The sequence below is a fragment of the Streptomyces sp. NBC_01571 genome (assembly GCF_026339875.1).
In the GTDB taxonomy this organism is placed as follows: domain Bacteria; phylum Actinomycetota; class Actinomycetes; order Streptomycetales; family Streptomycetaceae; genus Streptomyces.
In genome coordinates this window covers 5,158,309-5,179,250 of the sequence record NZ_JAPEPZ010000001.1, presented here as the reverse complement: position 1 = coordinate 5,179,250, position 20,942 = coordinate 5,158,309, and the positions used below count along the sequence as shown (strand labels likewise).

At 71.8% G+C, this 20,942-nt stretch carries 15 protein-coding genes, 4 tRNA genes, 1 other RNA gene and 2 pseudogenes; 12 read left to right on the top strand and 10 right to left on the bottom strand.

Translation table 11 applies throughout. The features are described from left to right. Nucleotides 1-54: 54 nt before the first annotated feature. Nucleotides 55-259 (bottom strand): annotated as a pseudogene (locus tag OHB41_RS23280) (hypothetical protein); the annotation flags it as partial. Here OHB41_RS23280 and OHB41_RS23275 point away from each other — a divergent pair. Next, nucleotides 213-987: pseudogene (locus OHB41_RS23275) on the top strand (site-specific integrase); the annotation flags it as partial. The pseudogenes OHB41_RS23280 and OHB41_RS23275 overlap by 47 nt on opposite strands. Nucleotides 988-1,050: 63 nt before the next feature. Here the strand turns inward: OHB41_RS23275 and OHB41_RS23270 are convergent. Then, nucleotides 1,051-1,138 (bottom strand) — tRNA-Ser (locus OHB41_RS23270). Nucleotides 1,139-1,209: 71 nt separating this feature from the next. On the opposite strand from OHB41_RS23270, the gene ffs reads away from it, so the two are divergent. The 6 genes from ffs (at nt 1,210) to OHB41_RS23240 (ending at nt 10,305) form a co-directional block, all read left to right on the top strand. After that, an RNA gene (ffs, locus tag OHB41_RS23265) (signal recognition particle sRNA small type) lies at nt 1,210-1,308 on the top strand. A 93-nt stretch (nt 1,309-1,401) separates the two neighbouring features. Beyond that, nucleotides 1,402-3,777: a DNA polymerase III subunit gamma and tau gene (locus OHB41_RS23260; protein WP_266700154.1), complete on the top strand. Its 2,376-nt coding sequence runs from the start codon at nt 1,402-1,404 to the stop codon at nt 3,775-3,777. A gap of 274 nt (nt 3,778-4,051) precedes the next feature. Beyond that, the gene (purD, locus tag OHB41_RS23255) at nt 4,052-5,329 is read left to right on the top strand and encodes a phosphoribosylamine--glycine ligase (protein ID WP_266700153.1); all 1,278 of its coding nucleotides are present in this window, start codon (nt 4,052-4,054) and stop codon (nt 5,327-5,329) included. 300 nt (nt 5,330-5,629) lie between these two features. Then, complete coding sequence (locus tag OHB41_RS23250) at nt 5,630-7,507, top strand: M48 family metalloprotease (RefSeq protein WP_526024954.1); 1,878 nt, start codon at nt 5,630-5,632, stop codon at nt 7,505-7,507. Nucleotides 7,508-7,763: 256 nt separating this feature from the next. Next, complete coding sequence (locus OHB41_RS23245; RefSeq protein WP_266700152.1) at nt 7,764-9,272, top strand: N,N-dimethylformamidase beta subunit family domain-containing protein; 1,509 nt, start codon at nt 7,764-7,766, stop codon at nt 9,270-9,272. Between the two features lie 133 nt (nt 9,273-9,405). Further along, nucleotides 9,406-10,305: a phosphoribosylaminoimidazolesuccinocarboxamide synthase gene (locus OHB41_RS23240; RefSeq protein ID WP_266700151.1), complete on the top strand. Its 900-nt coding sequence runs from the start codon at nt 9,406-9,408 to the stop codon at nt 10,303-10,305. Between the two features lie 55 nt (nt 10,306-10,360). Here the strand turns inward: OHB41_RS23240 and OHB41_RS23235 are convergent. The 8 genes from OHB41_RS23235 to OHB41_RS23200 form a co-directional block, all read right to left on the bottom strand. Beyond that, nucleotides 10,361-10,436: transfer RNA gene (locus OHB41_RS23235), tRNA-Gly, on the bottom strand. A gap of 22 nt (nt 10,437-10,458) precedes the next feature. Then, on the bottom strand, nt 10,459-11,106 hold the full coding sequence (locus OHB41_RS23230) for a response regulator transcription factor (RefSeq protein ID WP_266700150.1): 648 nt from the start codon (nt 11,104-11,106) through the stop codon (nt 10,459-10,461). Beyond that, nucleotides 11,103-12,467 (bottom strand): sensor histidine kinase, encoded by a 1,365-nt coding sequence (locus OHB41_RS23225; protein WP_266700149.1) that lies wholly within the window; start codon nt 12,465-12,467, stop codon nt 11,103-11,105. The genes OHB41_RS23230 and OHB41_RS23225 overlap by 4 nt, the downstream gene beginning before the upstream one ends. A gap of 22 nt (nt 12,468-12,489) precedes the next feature. Further along, nucleotides 12,490-13,290: an ABC transporter permease gene (locus OHB41_RS23220; protein ID WP_266700148.1), complete on the bottom strand. Its 801-nt coding sequence runs from the start codon at nt 13,288-13,290 to the stop codon at nt 12,490-12,492. Further along, complete coding sequence (locus tag OHB41_RS23215; RefSeq protein ID WP_266700147.1) at nt 13,287-14,309, bottom strand: ABC transporter ATP-binding protein; 1,023 nt, start codon at nt 14,307-14,309, stop codon at nt 13,287-13,289. The genes OHB41_RS23220 and OHB41_RS23215 overlap by 4 nt, the downstream gene beginning before the upstream one ends. A 256-nt stretch (nt 14,310-14,565) precedes the next feature. Then, a tRNA-Gly gene (locus tag OHB41_RS23210) sits at nt 14,566-14,641 on the bottom strand. A gap of 67 nt (nt 14,642-14,708) precedes the next feature. Then, a tRNA-Gly gene (locus tag OHB41_RS23205) sits at nt 14,709-14,780 on the bottom strand. Nucleotides 14,781-14,948: 168 nt separating this feature from the next. Further along, entirely contained in the window at nt 14,949-15,266 is a 318-nt protein-coding gene (locus tag OHB41_RS23200) for a histone-like nucleoid-structuring protein Lsr2 (protein ID WP_266700146.1), read from the bottom strand. A gap of 361 nt (nt 15,267-15,627) precedes the next feature. On the opposite strand from OHB41_RS23200, the gene purS reads away from it, so the two are divergent. The 5 genes from purS to OHB41_RS23175 all read left to right on the top strand — a co-directional run bounded on the left by purS (nt 15,628) and on the right by OHB41_RS23175 (nt 20,930). Next, complete coding sequence (gene purS / locus OHB41_RS23195; RefSeq protein WP_266700145.1) at nt 15,628-15,894, top strand: phosphoribosylformylglycinamidine synthase subunit PurS; 267 nt, start codon at nt 15,628-15,630, stop codon at nt 15,892-15,894. After that, complete coding sequence (gene purQ / locus OHB41_RS23190; RefSeq protein WP_266700144.1) at nt 15,891-16,571, top strand: phosphoribosylformylglycinamidine synthase subunit PurQ; 681 nt, start codon at nt 15,891-15,893, stop codon at nt 16,569-16,571. The genes purS and purQ overlap by 4 nt, the downstream gene beginning before the upstream one ends. After that, entirely contained in the window at nt 16,568-18,844 is a 2,277-nt protein-coding gene (gene purL, locus OHB41_RS23185) for a phosphoribosylformylglycinamidine synthase subunit PurL (protein WP_266700143.1), read from the top strand. Before purQ ends, purL begins: the two co-directional genes overlap by 4 nt. Nucleotides 18,845-18,955: 111 nt before the next feature. After that, complete coding sequence (locus tag OHB41_RS23180; RefSeq protein WP_266700142.1) at nt 18,956-19,789, top strand: maleylpyruvate isomerase family mycothiol-dependent enzyme; 834 nt, start codon at nt 18,956-18,958, stop codon at nt 19,787-19,789. A gap of 325 nt (nt 19,790-20,114) precedes the next feature. Next, entirely contained in the window at nt 20,115-20,930 is an 816-nt protein-coding gene (locus tag OHB41_RS23175) for an META domain-containing protein (RefSeq protein ID WP_266700141.1), read from the top strand. Nucleotides 20,931-20,942: the final 12 nt, after the last annotated feature.

Sequence of the window (20,942 nt, the reverse complement as noted above, 5' to 3'; positions counted from 1 at the left end):
TAATCAATCTTCGAGTCGGTGTGAGCGTGGTCGGTCGAGGTCCGGCACGCTCGTTCATCCGGTGAGGGCAAGGTTGTGGAGACGGGCGATGCCAATCATGGCGCGGTGGGATTCCGTCGCCCTTCAGCCGACAGCCGCGGAGGATCTTCCAGGTCTTCGTGATCTTCTCCTGAGGTGGGCAAGCAGGTGATCCGCCGTGGTGGAGGCGGTGTGCTGCGGCGCGCCGACCGCGGCTGGAGGAGGACGAATCCGAGGTGGAGCCCTACTCCCTGGAAGAGGTTCAGTGCCTGCTGCTCAAAGCCAACAAGCGCCGGAACAGCGCGCTCTGGATGCCGGCACTGGCGCTCGGACTGCGGCAGGGGCGAGACGCTCGGACTGCGCTGGTCTGACGTCGACCTGGACAACGAGTACCTGAAACTGCGCCGGAACCGTCTCCGCCCCGCTACGAGCACGGGTGCCCGGAAGCCTCGCCGTGCGGCCGGAAGGCGGGGTACTGCCCTGCCAAGGTGCAGGTCCGGCGCGAGACCAAGAACACCAAGTCCCGGGCAGGCCGGCGAGCCGTGCCCCTGCCGGGCCCGCTGGTCGTCATGCTCCGTGCGCACCGCGAGACGCAGGAGCGTGAGCGTAAGGCGTCCGGCGACCTGTGGGCCGAGTCGGACTAAGTGTTCACCAAGCTGCTTGGGGGCCCGCTGAGTCCGAACACGGACTATCACGACTGGAAGCGACTGCTGGAGGACGCGGGGTACGGGACGGGCGGCTGCATGACGCACGTCACACGGCCGCGACCGTTCTCATGCTGCTCGGTGTCCGTCCCGCGTCATTGATCAGATCATGGGGTGGGAGCCGGGTACGTCCGCGAGTATGCGGGCGCGGTACCTGCATGTGCCCGACGCAGTGTTCAAGGACGTCGCTCGGAAGATCGCCGAAGCGATCTGGGGACCTGCGGAGGAACCCGCTGTGGACAAAAACCAGGACAACGAGGGCTGAGGACAACGTCGAAGGGCCCCACCGCGAACGGTGGGGCCCTTCGAGTCGTGCCCGGTGAGGCACTGGCGGAGGATACGAGATTCGAACTCGTGAGGGGTTGCCCCCAACACGCTTTCCAAGCGTGCGCCCTAGGCCACTAGGCGAATCCTCCGCGGCAAACAATACAAGACGTTGAGGAGTGCTCGCGAACTCGTTCCCCCCGCTCGGATCGGGTACTGTGAGCGCAGCCCCTCACGTGGCGCTATCTGACTGAACTCCCCCAGGGCCGGAAGGCAGCAAGGGTAGGTTGGCTCTGGCGGGTGCGTGGGGGGCGCTTGCGTCTGCCGGGGATGTGAGGGCGTGCCGTCCCCGCTTGCCGGACGCTGTCATCGCGGGCGGTCCTTGTTGTCAGTGGGCGCCTATAACCTCGTAGGTGTGTCGTCTCTCGCGCTGTACCGCCGCTATCGCCCGGAGTCGTTCGCCGAGGTCATCGGGCAGGAGCATGTCACCGACCCGTTGCAGCAGGCGCTGCGGAACAACCGGGTCAATCACGCGTACCTGTTCAGCGGTCCGCGCGGGTGCGGCAAGACCACCAGCGCGCGCATCCTGGCCAGGTGCCTCAACTGCGAGCAGGGGCCCACGCCGACGCCCTGCGGGGAGTGCCAGTCCTGCCGCGACCTCGCACGCAACGGCCCGGGATCCATCGACGTCATCGAGATCGACGCCGCTTCGCACGGTGGTGTCGACGACGCCCGTGACCTGCGAGAGAAGGCGTTCTTCGGGCCCGCGAGCAGCCGGTACAAGATCTACATCATCGACGAGGCCCACATGGTCACGTCGGCGGGTTTCAACGCGCTGCTGAAGGTCGTCGAGGAGCCGCCGGAGCACCTCAAGTTCATCTTCGCCACCACCGAGCCCGAGAAGGTCATCGGGACGATCCGGTCCCGTACGCACCACTACCCGTTCCGGCTGGTGCCGCCGGGGACCCTCCGCCAGTACCTCGGCGAGGTCTGCGGGCGCGAGGGCATTCCCGTCGAGGACGGGGTGCTGCCGCTGGTCGTGCGGTCCGGCGCGGGGTCCGTGCGTGACTCCATGTCCGTCATGGACCAGCTCCTCGCGGGAGCGGCCGACGCGGGTGTGACATACGCCATGGCCACCTCGCTCCTCGGCTACACGGACGGGTCGCTGCTCGACTCGGTCGTCGAGGCGTTCGCCTCGGGGGACGGCGCCGCGGCCTTCGAGGTCGTGGACCGCGTGATCGAGGGGGGCAACGATCCGCGGCGGTTCGTCGCCGACCTGCTGGAGCGGCTGCGCGACCTGGTGATCCTGGCGGCCGTGCCCGACGCCGCCGAGAAGGGGCTCATCGACGCCCCGTCCGACGTGGTGGAGCGCATGCAGGCCCAGGCCGGGGTCTTCGGTGCCGCCGAGCTCAGCCGCGCCGCCGATCTCGTCAACGAAGGACTGACGGAGATGCGCGGCGCCACCTCGCCGCGGCTCCAGCTCGAACTCATCTGCGCGCGCGTGCTCCTGCCCGCCGCCTACGGGGACGAGCGGGCCCTCATGGCCCGGCTGGACCGTATCGAGCGCGGGGTGAACTTCTCCGGCGGTGGCGCCCCCGCCATGGGGTATGTGCCCGGTCCCGAAGTACATGGAATGGCGGCCGCGGCCACCGCGGCCCCCGGTGGCCCCGGGGTCCCGCCGGGCGGCGGACCCGCCGCGGCCCGGGCCGCCGTACGGGCGCAAGGTCCCGGCGGCGCGGGCTCCGAGGGGCACGGGGGGTACGACACTGCCGGTGCCGGTGCCGGTGCCGGTGCCGGTGCCGGTGCTGGTGCTGGTGTCGGCGGTGCGGCTCCGGCGCAGGGTGCGGGGGCTCCCACCCCGGCCGCACCCGCCGCCGCGTCCCAGGCCCCCACGCCGGCCGCCCCCGCTCCGACGAGCGAACCGGCACCGGCACCGGCGCCGGCCGCCGCGGCGGCTCCGCCGGCGGGGCCCGCGCCCGGTGCGTGGCCCACCGCGACGGCCGCCGGCAGCGGCAGGCGGCCCGGTGGCTGGCCGACGCCGGCTTCCGCGGGCGGAGGCCAGGCCCAGGCCGCACCCCCAGCAGCCCCGACGCCTTCGGCTCCCACCACCCCTGGCAACCCGGCGGCGCCCGCCGCGGCGCCGACGCAGGCGCCCCCGGCCGGTGGCCCCGACCCCCGCGTGCTGTGGCCGAACATCCTGGAGGCGGTCAAGAACCGCCGTCGCTTCACCTGGATCCTGCTCAGCCAGAACGCCCAGGTGACCGGGTACGACGGCACGACGCTGCAGATCGGCTTCGTCAACGCGGGCGCGCGGGACAACTTCGCGAGCAGCGGCAGCGAGGACGTCCTCAAGCAGGCGCTGGCCGAGCAGTTCAACATCCAGTGGAAGATCGAGGCGATCGTCGACGCCTCGGGCGGCTCGGCACCGCCGCCGATGACGGCACCCGGCCCCGGGTTCGGCGGCGGTGGTGGTGGCGCAGGCGGCGGGTACGGCGGTGGCGGTGCCGGATACGGCGGGGCGCCGGCCGCACCGCGTCCCGCGGCCCCGCAGTCGCAGGCCCCGGCCTCGCGCGCCGCCGCGCCGCAGGGGCCGCCCGCGGGCCAGGCCCCGGCCGCGCCCGCGTCGAGACCCAGCGGACCTCCCGCCCCCGAGCCGCCGCCCCCGGTGGCCCCCGAGGACGACATTCCCGAGGACGACGACCCCGACCTCGACGAGTCCGCACTCTCGGGCCACGACCTGATCGTCCGCGAACTGGGTGCCACGGTGGTCGAGGAGTTCTCGAACGAGTAGCCCGGGCCCGAGTCCGGCCACGGTCACGGGCCCGTGACCGTCCGAGCCACGGTTCCTGTCCACGTCCCTGCCAGGACCCCGGGACGCCAGGACGCCAGGACGCCAGGACGCCGGGACGCCGGGACGGCGAGTCACCCGGGACCCCGAGACCCCCGGAACAGCCGAGAACCCCAGGAACCCCCAAGGACCACTTGGAGGATCCCACCAACTCCGCCGACCCCCCGCTTCGGAAGCCCCCACAAGGACACTCGCCCCCGGCGGTTAGGCTGACCCCGTGAAGGTCCTTGTCATCGGCGGCGGCGCCCGCGAACACGCCCTGTGCCGTTCCCTGTCCCTCGATCCCGCCGTCACCGCCCTGCACTGCGCCCCCGGGAACGCAGGCATCGCGGACGTGGCCGAGCTGCGCGCGGTCGACGCCCTCGACGGCGCCGCGGTGGCCGCGCTGGCCACCGAGCTCGGTGCCGAGCTGGTCGTCGTGGGCCCGGAGGCACCGCTCGTCGCCGGGGTCGCCGACGCCGTGCGCGCCGCGGGCATCCCCTGCTTCGGCCCCTCCGAGGAGGCCGCGCAGCTGGAGGGCTCCAAGGCCTTCGCCAAGGACGTGATGGCACGGGCGGGCGTTCCGACCGCCCGCTCCTACGTCTGCACGGCTCCCGAAGAGGTCGACGAGGCGCTGGACGCCTTCGGTGCCCCCTACGTCGTGAAGGACGACGGCCTCGCGGCCGGCAAGGGCGTCGTGGTGACCGACGACCTCGCGAAGGCCCGGGAGCACGCCAACGCCTGCGAACGCGTCGTCATCGAGGAGTTCCTCGACGGCCCCGAGGTCTCCCTCTTCGCGATCACCGACGGTGTGACGGTCGTCCCGCTGCAGCCCGCCCAGGACTTCAAGCGCGCGCTGGACGGCGACCAGGGCCCGAACACCGGCGGCATGGGCGCGTACTCGCCCCTCCCGTGGGCGGACCCGAAGCTGGTGGAGGAGGTCATGGAGACCGTTCTCCAGCCGACCGTCGACGAGCTGCGCCGCCGCGGCACCCCGTTCTCCGGGCTTCTCTACGCGGGCCTGGCGATCACGAGCCGCGGCGTACGGGTGATCGAGTTCAACGCCCGCTTCGGCGACCCCGAGACGCAGGTGGTCCTCGCCCGTCTGAAGACCCCGCTGGCCGGCGTCCTCCTCGCCGCCGCCGAGGGCACGCTCATCGACCTGCCGCCGCTGCGCTGGAGCGACGGCGCGGCGGTCACCGTGGTCGTGGCCTCGCACAACTACCCGGACACCCCGCGTACCGGCGATCCCATCACCGGGCTCGACGAGGTGGCGGCCCAGGACGCCCCGCACGCGTACGTCCTGCACGCCGGGACGAAGTACGACGGCGACGCGGTCGTGAGCGCCGGGGGCCGCGTGCTGTCCGTCACGGCGACCGGCACCGGCCTCACCGAGGCGCGCGACCGCGCGTACACGGCGCTCGCCCGTATCGGCCTCGACGGTTCCCAGCACCGTACGGACATCGCCGCGAAGGCCGCGGCCGAATCCTCGGCGGGGGCCGCGGCGACGGCGTAGCACCCGGTCCACGACCTGCCCCTGGGCCCCGGATTCTGTACGGAATCCGGGGCCTGATCATTGCCCACGGTCATCCACCTTTCCCCAAAGCCATTCCATCGAGTGAGCGATGCCCCAACCGCCTGACGGGGACCGAGGCCCCAACTAGGGTGCGGCGAAAGCATTCCGGCACTTGGCCCACCGGCATTGCGATGTCGGTGGCGGGTGCCACAGTGGGGGAGTGAGCAAAGCCAGGGCATCCGCCGGCGCGGGCTGTGAAACAGCCCCGTACGAGCGGACAGTAGGGGGTGACCTCCGGTCGTGACCGGTATGGGTGTGGAGGTGGGCGCGCAGGCCGCGCGCTCCCGGGCTCTCGCCGTGCTGCGGATCCGCAGCCGCGCGCTGGCCGTAGCCCTGCTGCCCGCGGCTGTCGCCGTCGTGCTGCTCGTCGGCGGCTCGACCGGTCACATCACCGGCGGGGCGTGGCCCGTCACGCGCTGGGTCGTAGCGGTCCTCGCCGGCCTCGTCCTCCTCGCGGCCGCGGGCATCGCGCTCGTCGTCGCCCGCGCCCGTCCCGCCGTGAGCCCCACGGTCCCGGTAGCGGAGGAATCCGCCCCCGACCTGTACCGCATGGTCCGGGACCTGGCCGACCGCCTCGACGTCCCTCCCCCCTCCGCGATAGCGCTCACCCCGGACTGCGACAGCTGGCTGGAGGACCGCACCCACCCGGCGCACGGACCGCCGCCGCCCCGGGCCAGGGACGAGATAACGGGCGCACGAGGAGCCTCGGCGCACGTCCGCCGCACCCCCGCCGCTCCCGTCCTCGTCATCGGCTCGCCCTTCCTGTGGTGGATGCGCGTCGGTGAACTGCGCGCCGTCCTCGCCCCGGTCGTCGCCGGTACGGGACCCTCCGCGCACCCGGACATAGCCGCGGCCCGCCGGTTCGTACGGGGGCTGGACGCGGCCGTGGCCGTGGCCTCGGCACCCGCCCACGGCCCGGTGGTCCGCACGGTGCTGGCCGGTGTCGGCTGGGTGACCCGCCTGCTGCTGCGCAGCTGCCGGGGGCACGCGGCCGAGATGGAGCGCGGAGTGGCGGCCGCCGCGGCCGAGCGCGCGCAGGCCGTGGACTACGGCCTGCGGATCGTCGCCCAGGAACAGGTGGGCCTGGCCTACGCGGGCTGGGACCGGCTGCTGAACCGCGTCGCACTGCCCGCCTGGCGGATGGGCCGCTGGCCGTCCCGGCTGGACGCGGGTGTCGTCGCGGCCCTCACCGAGCTCTCCCGCCGCGACCGGCTGGCCGAGGGCTTCACCTCGCGCCTCGGCGAGCGCCCCGCCTGCGACCTGCTCGAAGAGCCCGGCACGGTGGACGAGGCGGCCTCGCTGCTCGCCGCCCGGCTCTTCCACGGCGGGCCCGCGGAGACCGGGCCCGACTGGGCTCCGGTGGACTGGCAGGAGTATCCGGACGAGGTCGTCGACCGCACCTGGCGGACCGACGCCGCCCGCCTGCACCGGGTCCTGGACGCGCTGGGCGTCCGCCACTCCTCGGACCCGACGGTGCCCGACCGTGGCGGCCCGACACTGGCACGCGTCCTGGACCACCTGACGGTGCCGCCGAACGACGGCGAAGCCGGCGCAGCCACCGATGCCGACGCAGCCACCGACGCCGACACCGGCACGCGCGCCGCCTCCGGGACGGCCCCCGAGCCGGATTCCGTCCCCTTCGTCACCAAGCGGCGCGGAGCGTACGAGCGGATGGGCGCGGACGAGGACGACGGCGATCTCTGCCTCGGGAGCGAGCGGACGGCGGCGCTCGCGGCCGGCCTCAGCGCGGAGCTGGCCCGGGACGAGGCGTCGGTGCCGGTCTCCGTACCGAGTGGCGGCGCGGAGCAGCCGGGGCCCGACCTGGCGTTCTGGGAGGACGGGATGCTGCCGCTCTTCCCGCTCCAGCCGCCGCGCACGGGACGCGAGCTGCTGGCCGACCACGTCACCGCGATGGTCTGCTGCGCCGCGATGGACACGGCGGGCGCGGCGCCCGGGCTCGACTGGCTCGACGGACCGTCCCTCCTGGTCGGCGGCGAACGTGCGGCCGATCTGGGCCCGCGCGTCCTGACCCTGGTCGAGGACGGGGACCCGGCCCCCCTCCGGGACTGGCTCCGCCGCCTCGGTGTCCGCCCGGAGAAGCCGGTCCGGCTCGTCTGAACACGACAGCGACGCGCCGGTACCGGGCCGAGTACCGTGCTCGGCACCGAGCGAGTGGGACCCTTCCCACTCACCCCGGTCCGGATTCTCCCGCCCGGGTCCGGATTCCCCCGTTCCGTTCACGTCAATTCGCGACGAACGGTGACGGAGTGCGTGCGTAATGTGATGTGCTGGGACCGATCGCGCGCCGGGCAGAGACTCGCGCGCCGGGCAGAGGTTGACGGAACCGACGGGGGCACGAGGGAGGGGAGCAGGCATGGGATCGGAGCAGATCCGTCGCTGGGAGTCGGGAGCTCTCGCGCACGCCGTGACGGACCCCTTCGGCCAGGGACCCGTTCCCTGGCTCCGCGGCGACGAGCAGTACTTCGACGACACCGGGCACGTCGTCCCCTGGTACATCGACCACGCCCCCGGCGCCACCCTCCTGCGGGACGCCACGAAGCCGGTGAGGGGTGCCATTCCCCAGCCCAGGATCGGGGGCCCCCGCTCCGCGGACGACGTGCACCGCCAGATCAAGGGGTTCGCCTCCAACGGCGCGGCCGCCCCGGGCGAGGCCATCGACTTCCATGTCACCGTCGATCCGCCCCAGGAATTCAGCGTCGACATCTACCGCATCGGGCACTACGGAGGCGACGGCGCCAGCAAGATCACCACCAGCCCCCGCCTCTCCGGGATCGTCCAGCCCCCGCCGCTCACCGCCGACAGAACCGTTTCCTGCCACCACTGGTGGCTGTCCTGGCGCCTGCAGATCCCGAGCTACTGGAACATCGGCGCGTACGTGGCCGTACTGACCACCGCCGACGGCTACCGCTCCCACGTCCCCTTCACTGTCCGCGACAACCACCCCGCCGACCTGTTGCTCCTGCTCCCGGACATCACCTGGCAGGCGTACAACCTCTATCCGGAGGACGGCCGTACGGGCGCGAGCCTCTATCACGCGTGGGACGAGGACGGCCGGCTCCTCGGGGAGGCGGACGCGGCGACGACGGTCTCCTTCGACCGCCCGTACGCGGGCGCGGGCCTCCCTCTCCACGTCGGCCACGCCTACGACTTCATCCGCTGGGCCGAGCGCTACGGCTACGACCTCGCCTATGCCGACGCCCGTGACCTGCACGCCGGCCGCGTCGACCCCACCCGTTACCGCGGCCTGGTCTTCCCGGGCCACGACGAGTACTGGTCGCCGGCCATGCGCCGCACCGCGGAACTCGCCTGCGGAAACGGCACTTCGCTGGTCTTCCTCTCCGCCAACACCATGTACTGGCAAGTGGAGTTGGGTCCCTCGCCGTCCGGTGTCGCGGACCGCCTGCTGACCTGCCGCAAGCGCAGGGGCCCCGGAAAGCCGTCGCTGTGGCGGGAGATCGACCGGCCCGAGCAGCAGCTCATCGGCATCCAGTACGCGGGCAGGGTCCCCGACCCCCACCCCCTGGTCGTGCGCAACTGCGACCACTGGCTGTGGGACGCCACCGGCGCGCACGAGGGCGACGAACTCGAGGGCATGGTCGCGGGCGAGGCCGACCGCTACTTCCCCCGCGCCCCGCTGCCGGAGCACGACGGCCGCATCCTCCTCGCCCACTCCCCGTACCGGGACAGCGAGGGCGCCGTCCGCCACCAGGAGACCTCCCTCTACCGAGCGCCCTCCGGCGCGCTGGTCTTTGCGTCCGGGACGTTCGCCTGGTCCCCGGCCCTGGACCGGCCGGGCCACGTCGACACCCGCGTCCAGCGGGCCACGGCCAACCTCCTCGACCGCATCTGCAAACGGGACTGAGCAGGCGCCGCGGCGCGCACCCGCCGTGCACCCCGCGCGGTACCTCCCCGCGCCGTCCAGGCACCCCGTGGCCGGAGCCGCTCTCCGCATACGGGAGAATCGAGCCACTTGGACAGAAATACGGGGAGGAACCGTGTCCGGATTCGTCGAAAAGCCCGAGCCCCTCCAGGTCCCGGGTCTGGTGCATCTGCACACCGGCAAGGTGCGCGACCTGTACCGGAACGAGGCGGGCGACCTCGTGATGATCGCCAGTGACCGTCTTTCCGCCTACGACTGGGTACTGCCCACCGAGATTCCCGACAAGGGCCGGGTCCTCACCCAGCTCTCCCTGTGGTGGTTCGACAAGCTCGCCGACCTCGTCCCCCACCACGTCCTGAGCACCGAACTCCCGCCCGGCGCCCCCGCCGACTGGGCCGGCCGCACCCTGATCTGCAAGTCGCTGCGGATGGTTCCGGTCGAGTGCGTCGCGCGCGGTTACCTCACCGGCTCCGGCCTGTTGGAGTACGACGCCTCCCGTACGGTCTGCGGTCTCGCCCTGCCCGAGGGCCTCGTCGACGGCTCGGAACTCCCCGCGCCGATCTTCACCCCCGCCACCAAGGCCGAGGTCGGCGAGCACGACGAGAACGTCCCGTACGAGGAGGTCGCCCGCCAGGTCGGCGCCGAGACCGCGGCGCAGCTGCGTCAGGCGACCCTCGCCGTGTACGGCCGCGCACGCGACATCGCGCGTGAGCGCGGGATCATCCTCGCCGACACCAAGTTCGAGTTCGGCTACGAGGACGGGACCCTCGTCCTGGCCGACGAGGTGCTGACCCCGGACTCGTCGCGCTTCTGGCCGGCCGACGCGTGGGAGCCGGGCCGCGCCCAGCCGTCCTTCGACAAGCAGTTCGTCCGCGACTGGCTGACGTCCGCCGAGTCGGGCTGGGACCGCAGGAGCGAGCAGCCGCCGCCCGCGCTCCCGGCGCATGTCGTGGAGGCGACGAGCGCCAAGTACATCGAGGCGTTCGAGCGGCTGACCGGCACCAGCTGGAGCTGAGGGAGCGGGTCGGCACACGAAGAAGCCCCCGGCCGGAGGCCGGGGGCTTCTGCACTGGAGCGGACGACCAGGTTCGAACTGGCGACCTCAACCTTGGCAAGGTTGCGCTCTACCAACTGAGCTACGTCCGCATGCGCTGTGGTGCGAGAGCAACTATACCCAACCTCGCCGCCGTGCGAGACGCACCGCCGCGTGCCGGTTCTCCGCCCCGAGTTTGGAGACGGCGGACGACAGATAGTTCCGTACCGTCCCCTGCGACAGCGCGGCCCGTTCCGCGATCTCCGCGACGGGCGCGCCGTCGGCGGCGAACTCGAGCACCTCGGCCTCCCGCGCGGTCAGCGGGGAGTCCCCGGCGGAGATCGCGTCGGCGGCCAACTCCGGGTCCACGTAACGGTTTCCCGCGTGCACGGTACGGATGATCTCGGCGAGCCGTTGCGCGCTGACGGTCTTGGGGACAAAGCCCCGTACACCTGCCGCAAGCGCCCGCTTCAGATGACCCGGCCGCCCATGGCTCGTCACGATCAGCACCCGGCAGCCGGGCAGTTCGGCCCGCAGCGATGTGGCCACGCTCACACCGTCCGCCCCCGGCATCCGGAGATCGAGCACGGCGACATCGGGAACGTGCGCCCGTGCCATGGCCAGTGCCTCGGGCCCGGTCGCCGCCTCGGCGACCACCACGAGATCGTCCTCCAGGGCCAGCAGCGCGGCGAGCGCTCCCCGGATCAGATGTTCGTCGTCGGCGAGCAGCAGACGTACGGGCGGTACGGGCGGTACGGGTGACGGGGACGGTACGTGCGTCATGATCTGACCTCGTTCACTCGACGCGGCGCGGGCACCGCCGACGGATTCGGCTCCGGTGGATTCGCCTCCGGCTGATCGGGCTCCGCCGGATTCGGAAGCGGCACCTCGGCCGTCAAACGGAACGTGCCGCCGTCGGCCGGTCCGGCCCGCAAGGTCCCGTCCAACTCGGTCAGCCGCTCCCGCAGGCCCACGAGCCCGGAGCCCTCGCCCGGCCCGGAGCCGTCGCCGGGCCGGGAGCCGTCGCCGGGCCCGGCGCCTTCTCCCGCTCCGGAGGCGGCGGCGACCGCGTCCGGCACCCCGTCGTTCTCCACCGTGAGGGTGACCCTCCCGTCCGCCACCCGCAGCGAGACCCCGCACCGCCGCGCGTCCCCGTGCCGCAGCACGTTCGTCGTCGCTTCCCGGACGACCCAGCCGAGCGCCGACTGAACCTGTGCGGGAAGTCTCGTCGCGGAACCGGTCACCTCGCAGGTGATGCCGGCGGCCTTCAGCACACCCTGAGCGCCCGCGAGTTCGACGGTGAGGTCGGCCTCGCGGTAGCCGCGTACGACCTCGCGCACCTCGCGCTGGGACTCCCGGGCTATCCGCTGCACCTCGGTCATCTGGTCCACGGCCTCCGGCCGCCCGCGCCGGGCCAGCTGCACGGCGAGTTCGCTCTTCAGCGCGATCACCGCGAGGTTGCGGCCCATCACGTCGTGCAGATCGCGTCCGAACCGCAGCCGCTCCTCGGCGACCGCGAGGCGGGCCCGGGTCTCGCGGGCCGCGTCGAGTTCGTACACGGCGTTGAGCAGCCAGACGGAGAAGGCGGCCGTGAAGGCGAGGAATCCGGCGGTGAGCAGGACCGTGCCGGCGATGATCAGCGCGGCGGGGCCGGGGAAGCCGAGCGGGAACGACACCGCTCCGGCACCCACCGTCGCCCCGACCACCACATGGGTCATCCGGCGCCGGTCCCGCGTGCCGAGCGCGAGGGTCCCGGTGCCGAAGGCGATGACACCGACGAACATCGAGGCGCCCTGGCGCACCTCGACGTCGGTCGCCGGACGCCAGTCCGTGCCCGAGAGGGTGAGCGCCACCACGGCGACCAGAGCGGTGACCGCCGCCAGCGCGGTCAGCATCCGCCGGGGGCGGTCGCGGGTGCCGCGTACCCAGTCCAGCGCCCGCGACGCGGTCGCCGCGCAGAGCGCGGAGTGCCCGCACACCAGCGCGAACAGCCACCAGGACAGCGTGCCGGCCACGTTCGCGAACAGCGGCAGTCCGATCGAGGTGATCTCGATCAGGGCGAAGAAGTGGAACGACCACCGCGTGTAGGTCTCGACCTTCGCCGGCGTGCTCTTGCCCCGCCACCAGCCGCCCGGCCTGCTCATACCGACCTCCGAGGGTGCGTGGTCACCGCCGCGGCTCCCAGCGGAACCACCGCCGTACAGCAAACACCGCGAACACGGTCCAGGCCACCGCCGTCCCGACGGCGCCCAGGGCGTCGTGCGCGGACAGGCCGCCGGTCCAGCCGCCGCGGACCAGGGTGATCACCGGGGTCAGGGGCAGCAGTTCACAGGCCGAGGCCAGTGCGCCGGGCATCATCTGGAGGGGGACGAAGGTGCCCGAACCGAGCAGGGACAGCAGTATCAGGGGCATGGCGGTCACCTGGGCGCCTTCCACACTCCTGCTGAGGCTCGCGGTGACGGCCGCGAGCGGAGGCCACATCGCCAGGCCCAGAAGCAGGCCCAGGACGGCGAGATGGGGGGCTTGGGGTGCCCCGACGTCCAGCAGGGCGGCACATGCGACGGTCAGGGCCAGGCACTGCACCAGACCGATCGCGACCGAAGGCAGGGCAGCGCCCGCGAGGATCTCCGTGTCCCGCAGTTCCCCGGTGCGCAGCCGCTTGAGGACGAGCTCCTTGTGGCGGGCCGCGTACACGCTCACCAGCGAGCTGTAGACCGCGAAGAGGAGGGAGAAACCGACGGAGGACGGCAGGACGACCGAGCCCACCGAGAGTCCGGTGCCCTTCAGGTCCATCTGGTCGACGGTCGAGCGCAGGCTGAACGGCAGGGCCAGCGGCACGATCACGGCAGCGGCGAGCGTCGCCTTCGTTCGTCCCAGCAGGGTCAGCTCGGCGCGTGCGAGCGCCGCCATCCGCCCCGCCGTCGTGGTGGTCCCCGTACGGGGGTCGGTCATGGTCGCCGCGCTCATGCCACGGCCTCCTTCTCCGTCGTCGCCCCTGTGTCACGGTCATCGGAGCCGGCCTCGGCCCGGGACCCGGTACCGGAGACTCCGTCGGCCCCGGACGCGTCCCGCGCGATCCGCAGGAACGCCTCCTCCAGCGAGGCCGACCGGACGTCGAGTCCCCGCAGTTCGACCTGTTCGTCCTGGGCCCACCGCAGGAGTCGGGTCGCGGTCCGCTGGAGTTCGTCGGTACGCAGCCTGACGGTGCGGCCCGCCGTCTCGTGGTCGGTCACGCCGAGCGTGCCGAGCGGCGGCAGGTCCCCGAGGAAGTAGCCGGCCGGCAGTTCGAAGGAGATCCGGGACGGCTGGGACGCGGTCACCTCGGCGGGGGTGCCGGAGGCCGCGATGCGCCCTTCGTGGAGGACCGCGAGCCGGTCGGCCAGCTGCTCCGCCTCCTCCAGGTAGTGCGTGGTCAGCAGCACGGTCGTGCCGGTGTCGCGGAGCTCGCGTACCAACTCCCAGGTCTCCCTGCGCCCTTCGGCGTCCAGCCCGGTCGTCGGCTCGTCGAGGAAGAGGACCTCGGGGCGGCCGAGGAGGGCGAGCGCCAGGTCCAGGCGCCGTTTCTCGCCTCCGGACAGCTGTTTCACCCGTACGCGGGACCGCCGTGTGAGCCCGACCAGGTCGAGTGCCCGGGCCGTCGGCCGGGCTCCGCTCGTGCAGCCCGCCCACATCCGTACGGTCTCCGCGACCGTCAGTTCGGAGGGGAAGCCGCCCTCCTGCAGCATCACGCCGATCCGGGGCCGGACGGCGGCGCGTTGCTCGTACGGATCGTGCCCGAGGACCCGGACCCGTCCGCCGGCCGGCGGGGCGAGGCCTTCCAGCAGCTCGACCGTGGAGGTCTTGCCCGCGCCGTTCGTTCCCAGCAGTGCGAAGAGTTCACCGCGGCCCACGGAGAAGGTGACTCCGCGCACGGCTTCGAAATCTGCCCCGTACACGCGCCGCAGATCGGTGACCTCAATCACGTCATCGTGCTCGTTCGTGTTCATGAAATCAGCGTCCCCGCGGACCGGACGCGGCAGCAGTGCGCGGTGTCATCACTCCGCATGACAAATGTCAGACGCCCGCATGCCGGTGCCTTCTCGCTGTTCCTTCTCACCGGGTCCCACCGGCACAGGCCATCGGCACGGGCCTTCGGCACGGGCTTTCAACACACGACCTGGACACACGTCTTCGGCTCATGCGGCAGCCGTGTGACGGACATACGAGAAAGACCCCGGTCGACTGACCGGGGTCTTTGCTTCCTGGAGCGGACGACGAGGCTCGAACTCGCGACCTCAACCTTGGCAAGGTTGCGCTCTACCAACTGAGCTACGTCCGCATTTGCCCCCGACCGGCTTTCACCGATCGGTGCGAGCACCACCCTACCTGATCGGTAAGGGTTGCAGAGCGGGTGACAGGAATTGCACACTGCGCCTTCCCCCTGGAAGGGGGATGTTCTACTACTGAACTACACCCGCGTGACTCCTCGGGGTTCGGGCCTTTCGGCCTTGCCCCTCGGCGTGTTCCAGACTGTAGCTGATCACCTGGGGGTCTGCGCAAGTCGGTTGTCGGCAAGGCCCGCTGACGGGCCCTCGCGGGCACCCCCGGGGCAGTGGGGGCGCCCCGAGGCGGACGGAGCGCGGGCCTCAGTGCGCCTCGGCGAACGCCTCGTAGACCTTCTTGGGGATGCGGCCGCGCGGCGGCACGTCCAGCTTGTTGGAGCGGGCCCAGGCGCGGACGGCGGCCGGGTCGGGCGTCAACGCGGTGTGCGTGTAGGCCTTCCCGGACTTCGACTGCTTGCGGCCGGCCTCGACGTAGGGCGCGAGGACCTTACGCAGTTTCTTGGCATTGGTTGGATTGAGGTCGATCTCGTACGACTTGCCGTCGAGTCCGAAGGCGATCGTTTCCGCCGCTTCCGAGCCGTCGATGTCGTCGAAGAGAGTGACCACGACACGCTGCGCCACGAATATCGGTCCCTTCGCGCGGCACCTCTGCGATCACACCCCATGACGTGCGCGGACGCCACGGAGTTGTCGGGGAGATGCCGACTGTCCGGCTGTTATTGGGCAAAGTATCGGCTATTGCCAATTCCTTTGTACAGTGCCGGGCATTGCATTGTGAAGCCCGACTAAATCCTTCCGCGTGTCAGGAGGCAATGGGGTCCCACCGCTCTTCTGCGGTTTTTCCCAGGATTTTCCGTGCAGGCCCCCGCGTCGATGCGGGATCGTGATCGGGCTCACGTAGGATTCTACGAATCTACGCGGGTAGAAATTTTGTACGGGTAGTCTGAAGGGACCTGCTCAGCACCACACACCGGGAGTGCCAGTGGCACGCGTCGTAGTCGACGTCATGCTCAAGCCGGAGATCCTCGACCCCCAGGGCCAGGCGGTGCAGCGTGCACTGCCGCGTCTCGGTTTCGAAGGCGTCTCCGACGTACGTCAGGGAAAGCGATTCGAACTGGAAGTGGACGGACCGGTCGACGAGGCCGCCCTCGCCCGCATCCACGAACTGGCGGAATCCTTCCTCGCCAACACCGTGATCGAGGACTTCACCGTGAAGGTGGAGGACGAGAAGGTGGAGGCAGGAAAGTGACCGCTCGTATTGGAGTCGTCACTTTTCCGGGCAGCCTCGACGACCGTGACACCCAGCGCGCGATCCGGCTCGCGGGCGCCGAACCCGTCGCCCTCTGGCACAAGGACAAGGACCTCAAGCAGGTCGACGCCGTGGTGCTGCCCGGCGGTTTCTCGTACGGCGACTATCTGCGGGCCGGCGCCATCTCGCGCTTCTCGCCCGTGATGGAGACCGTGATCGCCCAGGCGAAGGCCGGAATGCCGGTTCTCGGCATCTGCAACGGCTTCCAGGTCCTCACCGAGGCGCACCTCCTGCCCGGCGCGATGCTCGGCAACAACCACCTCCACTTCATCTGCCGCGACCAGAAGCTGCGGGTGGAGAACGCGGGGACCTCCTGGACGGCCGACTACGCGTCGGGCCAGGAGATCCACATCCCGCTGAAGAACATGGACGGGCGGTACGTCGCCGACGAGCGCACGCTCGACATGCTGGAGGCGGAGGGCCGGGTCGTGTTCCGCTACCTGGACGTCAACCCGAACGGCTCGCTGCGCGACATCGCCGGCATCACGAACGAGGCGGGCAACGTCGTCGGTCTGATGCCGCACCCGGAGCACGCCGTCGAGCCCCTCGTCGGCTCCGGCCGCACCGACGGCCTCCCCTTCTTCACCTCGATCCTCAAGAAGCTGGTCACCGCATGAGCCGCACGCCTCTGGACACGGTCGAGAACGCGGCCGCGACCCCCGACGTCGAGCTGCCCTGGGCCGAACTGGGCCTGAAGAAGGACGAGTACGAGCGCGTCGTCGAGATCCTCGGCCGCCGTCCGACCGGCGCCGAGCTCGCCATGTACTCCGTGATGTGGTCCGAGCACTGCTCGTACAAGTCCTCGAAGGTGCATCTGCGCCAGTTCGGCGAGAAGGCCCCGCAGTCCGACGCGCTCCTCGTGGGCATCGGTGAGAACGCCGGTGTCGTCGACGTCGGCCAGGGCTACGCCGTCACCTTCAAGGTCGAGTCGCACAACCACCCGTCGTACGTCGAGCCCTACCAGGGCGCGGCCACCGGCGTCGGCGGCATCGTGCGCGACATCATCGCGATGGGCGCCCGCCCCGTCGCCGTCGTCGACCCGCTGCGGTTCGGCGCGGCCGACCACCCCGACACCAAGCGCGTCCTGCCCGGTGTCGTCGCAGGCATCGGCGGCTACGGCAACTGCCTGGGCCTGCCCAACATCGGCGGGGAGGTCGTCTTCGACTCCTGCTACCAGGGCAACCCCCTCGTCAACGCCGGGGCCATCGGCGTCATGAAGCACGAGGACATCCACCTCGCCAAGGCGTCCGGCGCGGGCAACAAGGTCATCCTCTACGGGGCCCGCACCGGCGGCGACGGCATCGGCGGCGCCTCCATCCTGGCCTCCGAGACCTTCGACGACGCCAAGCCGTCGAAGCGTCCCGCCGTCCAGGTCGGCGACCCCTTCCAGGAGAAGCTCCTCATCGAGTGCACCTTGGAGGCCTTCGCCGAGAAGCTGGTCGTCGGCATCCAGGACCTCGGCGCGGCCGGTCTGTCCTGCGCCACCTCCGAGCTCGCCTCGAACGGCTCCGGCGGCATGCGCGTGACCCTGGACGACGTACCGCTGCGGGACTCGACGCTCTCTCCCGAGGAAATCCTCATGAGCGAGTCGCAGGAGCGCATGTGCGCGGTCGTCGAACCGGGGAAGGTCGACCGGTTCCTGGAGATCTGCGACAAGTGGGACGTCATCGCCACCGTCATCGGTGAGGTCACCGACGGCGACCGGCTGGAGATCTTCTGGCACGGCGGCAAGATCGTCGACGTCGACCCGCGCACGGTCGCGCACGACGGCCCGGTCTACGAGCGCCCCTACGCCCGCCCCGAGTGGCAGGACGCCCTCCAGGCCGACGACGCGAACAAGCTGCCGCGTCCGGCGACGGGCGAGGAGCTCAAGGACCAGGTCCTCCGGCTCGTGAGCTCTCCCAACCAGGCCTCCAAGTCCTGGATCACCTCCCAGTACGACCACTTCGTGCAGGGCAACACGGTGCTGGCGCAGCCCGAGGACTCGGGCATGATCCGCGTCGACGAGGAGACCGGACTCGGCGTCGCCATCGCCACGGACGGCAACGGCCGGTACGCGAAGCTCGACCCCTACACGGGTGCGCAGCTCGCGCTCGCCGAGGCCTACCGCAACGTCGCGACGACCGGTGCCAAGCCGCTCGCCGTCTCCGACTGCCTGAACTTCGGCTCGCCCGAGGACCCGGCCGTCATGTGGCAGTTCGCCGAGGCCGTCCGCGGTCTCGCCGACGGCTGCCTGCAGCTGGGCACTCCGGTGACCGGCGGCAACGTCTCGCTCTACAACCAGACGGGCGAGGCCGCGATCCACCCGACCCCGGTGGTGGCCGTGCTGGGCGTCATCGACGACGTCGCCCGCCGCACCCCGGTCGCCTTCCAGGAAGAGGGACAGCTCCTCTACCTGCTCGGCGACACCCGTGAGGAGTTCGGTGGTTCGGCCTGGTCGCAGGTCGTCCACGACCACCTCGGCGGGCTGCCTCCGCAGGTCGACCTGGAGCGCGAGCGGCTGCTCGGCGAGATCCTCATCTCCGCCTCCCGCGACGGCATGATCGACTCGGCGCACGACCTGTCCGACGGTGGTCTGATCCAGGCCGTGGTCGAATCGGCGCTGCTCGGCGGCAAGGGCGCGCGGCTGGTCGTGCCCGACGGTCTCGACGCCTTCACCTTCCTCTTCTCGGAGTCGGCGGGCCGCGCGGTCGTCGCCGTCCCGCGCTCGGAGGAGCTCCGCTTCAACGACATGTGCGGCGCGCGGGGCCTGCCCGTCACCCGCATCGGTGTCGTGGACGGGACCGAGTCCGACGCGACCGCGGTGGTCGAGGTGCAGGGCGAGTTCGTGCTCCCGCTGACGGAGCTGCGCACGGCGCACGAGGGGACGATCCCGGCGCTCCTCGCGTAGCACCGCGGGCCGTACGAGTGTCAAGGCCCCGCCCGGAAGCGGACTTCCGGGCGGGGCCTTCGCGCGCCCGTGCCCCACGCCCGCGTCCGTCCACCGCCTACTCTGGGGATCATGCCTCCGGCCAGGAAACGCACCCGCACCTACGACCCCGTCAAGACGCGCGCGGCGGTGCTCGCACAGTTCGGACACGTGCGCGACGGCGTACGCGACCTCGACGAGGAGCGGTTGGCGCGGTCCTCGGGCCTCGGGGACTGGACTGTGCGGGAACTGGCCGCGCACGTCACGACGGCCCTGGAGAACGTCAGCCGGAACCTCGACCGGCCGGAACCCGCGGGCAGGGAAGTCACGCTGCTCGACTGGCCGTGCGCCACCGCCGGGCGGGCGGGCGACATCGCCGCCGGCACGCGCCGCCTGGCCGCGGACCACCCCGACCTCGACGCGCTCTACGCCCGCACCGGGGAGCGGTACGCCGAGCGGCTGGCCACCGCACCCGACGGCCGGCTGCTCGCCACGCTCCCCCGGACCCCCGGCTCCGACCGGGCGGCCGGTGCCCCCACCGGCGCCATGACCCTCGCCGACTACCTCGTCACCCGCACGGTGGAACTCGTCGTGCACACCGACGACCTGAACCGCGCCGCCGGCACGGACATCCCCTTCGACCGCCAGGCCCTGGCCACCTGCACCCGGCTGCTGGCCGACGCGCTCGCCGTGAAGGCGCCGGGCGCGTCGACGGAGGTGCGGATCCCGCCGTACGCCGTCGTGCAGTGCGTCGAGGGCCCCCGCCACACCCGGGGAACGCCGCCTAACGTCGTCGAGACGGACCCGCTGACCTGGATCCGGCTCGCCACGGGACGCGTGGACTGGCGGACGGCGCTGGACGAGGCCAGGGTCGGCGCGAGCGGGGAGCGGGCGGATCTCGCCCCGCTCCTGCCGCTCATGGGCTGACCCGCACCCTCACCACCGGAGCGGCGCCGGACCCGCGAGTCCCCTGCGGTGCGCCTCGCGTGTCCGTCAGGGCGAGCCCCGTGCCCCGTGTGCTCCCCGCTCCGTGCCCGCGTGCCGTGTGTCGCCGCGGTGCTCGCGCATGCGCGGCGACGGAACCCGCGTAACCGCTGCCGTGGGCCTCGCCTGTCCCGCGCGCCGCGCCCCGCGTACCTCGCGTGCCGCGCCCCGCGCAATACGCCGCCGAGGGGATCCGCGCGACGCCTACGGGCCCGCGCGACGCCGGGCCGGAGGGAACCGACCACCCCACCCGTCCCGTCCCATCGCCATGGACAAGCAGCGACTGACCCTCAGCGTCCTGACCCTGCTTCCGCTCGCCGTGGCCTGCGGCACCGAGACGGCGGGCGGTGACCCCGGCGGGACGGGCTCGTCGTCCGTCACCGCGGCGCACGGCACCGGCGTCACCGGCGTCCACTGGAACGTCGACAGCCTCACCGTCGACGGGAGGACCACCCGCTCACCCGGCGGCGCCTACCTGCGGATCGACCGGGACGGCCGCGTCAGCGGCAACCTCGGCTGCAACGGCTTCGGTTCGACCGCCACCGTCAAGAACGACCGCGTCGACTTCGGCGACGTCCGGATGACGGAGATGGCCTGCGGGAAGACCCCGATGGCCTTCGAGAAGAGCCTGGTCCGCGTCTTCGGCCGGGACACGTTCACCGCCGCGGTCAAGGGCGACCGGCTCACCCTCACCACCGGCGACGGCGACCGGGTCGGTCTCACCAGGGAGGCGGACGTCCCGCTCCACGGCACGAAGTGGACCATCACGTCCGTCGGCGTCGGCGACGCGGCCCGGCCCCTGCCCGCGGGAGCCGCGGCGTACTTCGTCCTGGACCGGCGCCGGGGCACGCTTTCCGGCCGCGTCGGCTGCAACAGCGTCTCCGCGAAAGCCACGGTCCGCGACGGACATATCACCCTCGGCGCCCCCCGGACCACCCGGATGGTGTGCGACGCCTCACTCATGGACACCGAGCGCACCCTGCTGAGCCTCTTCGACAGCACGGTGCGCTACACGCTGGATCACCGCAGCCTCGCTCTGACCAGCACAAACGGCACGCACGTCACGGCGGTCGCCGACAAGTGAGCCGCAGCGGCC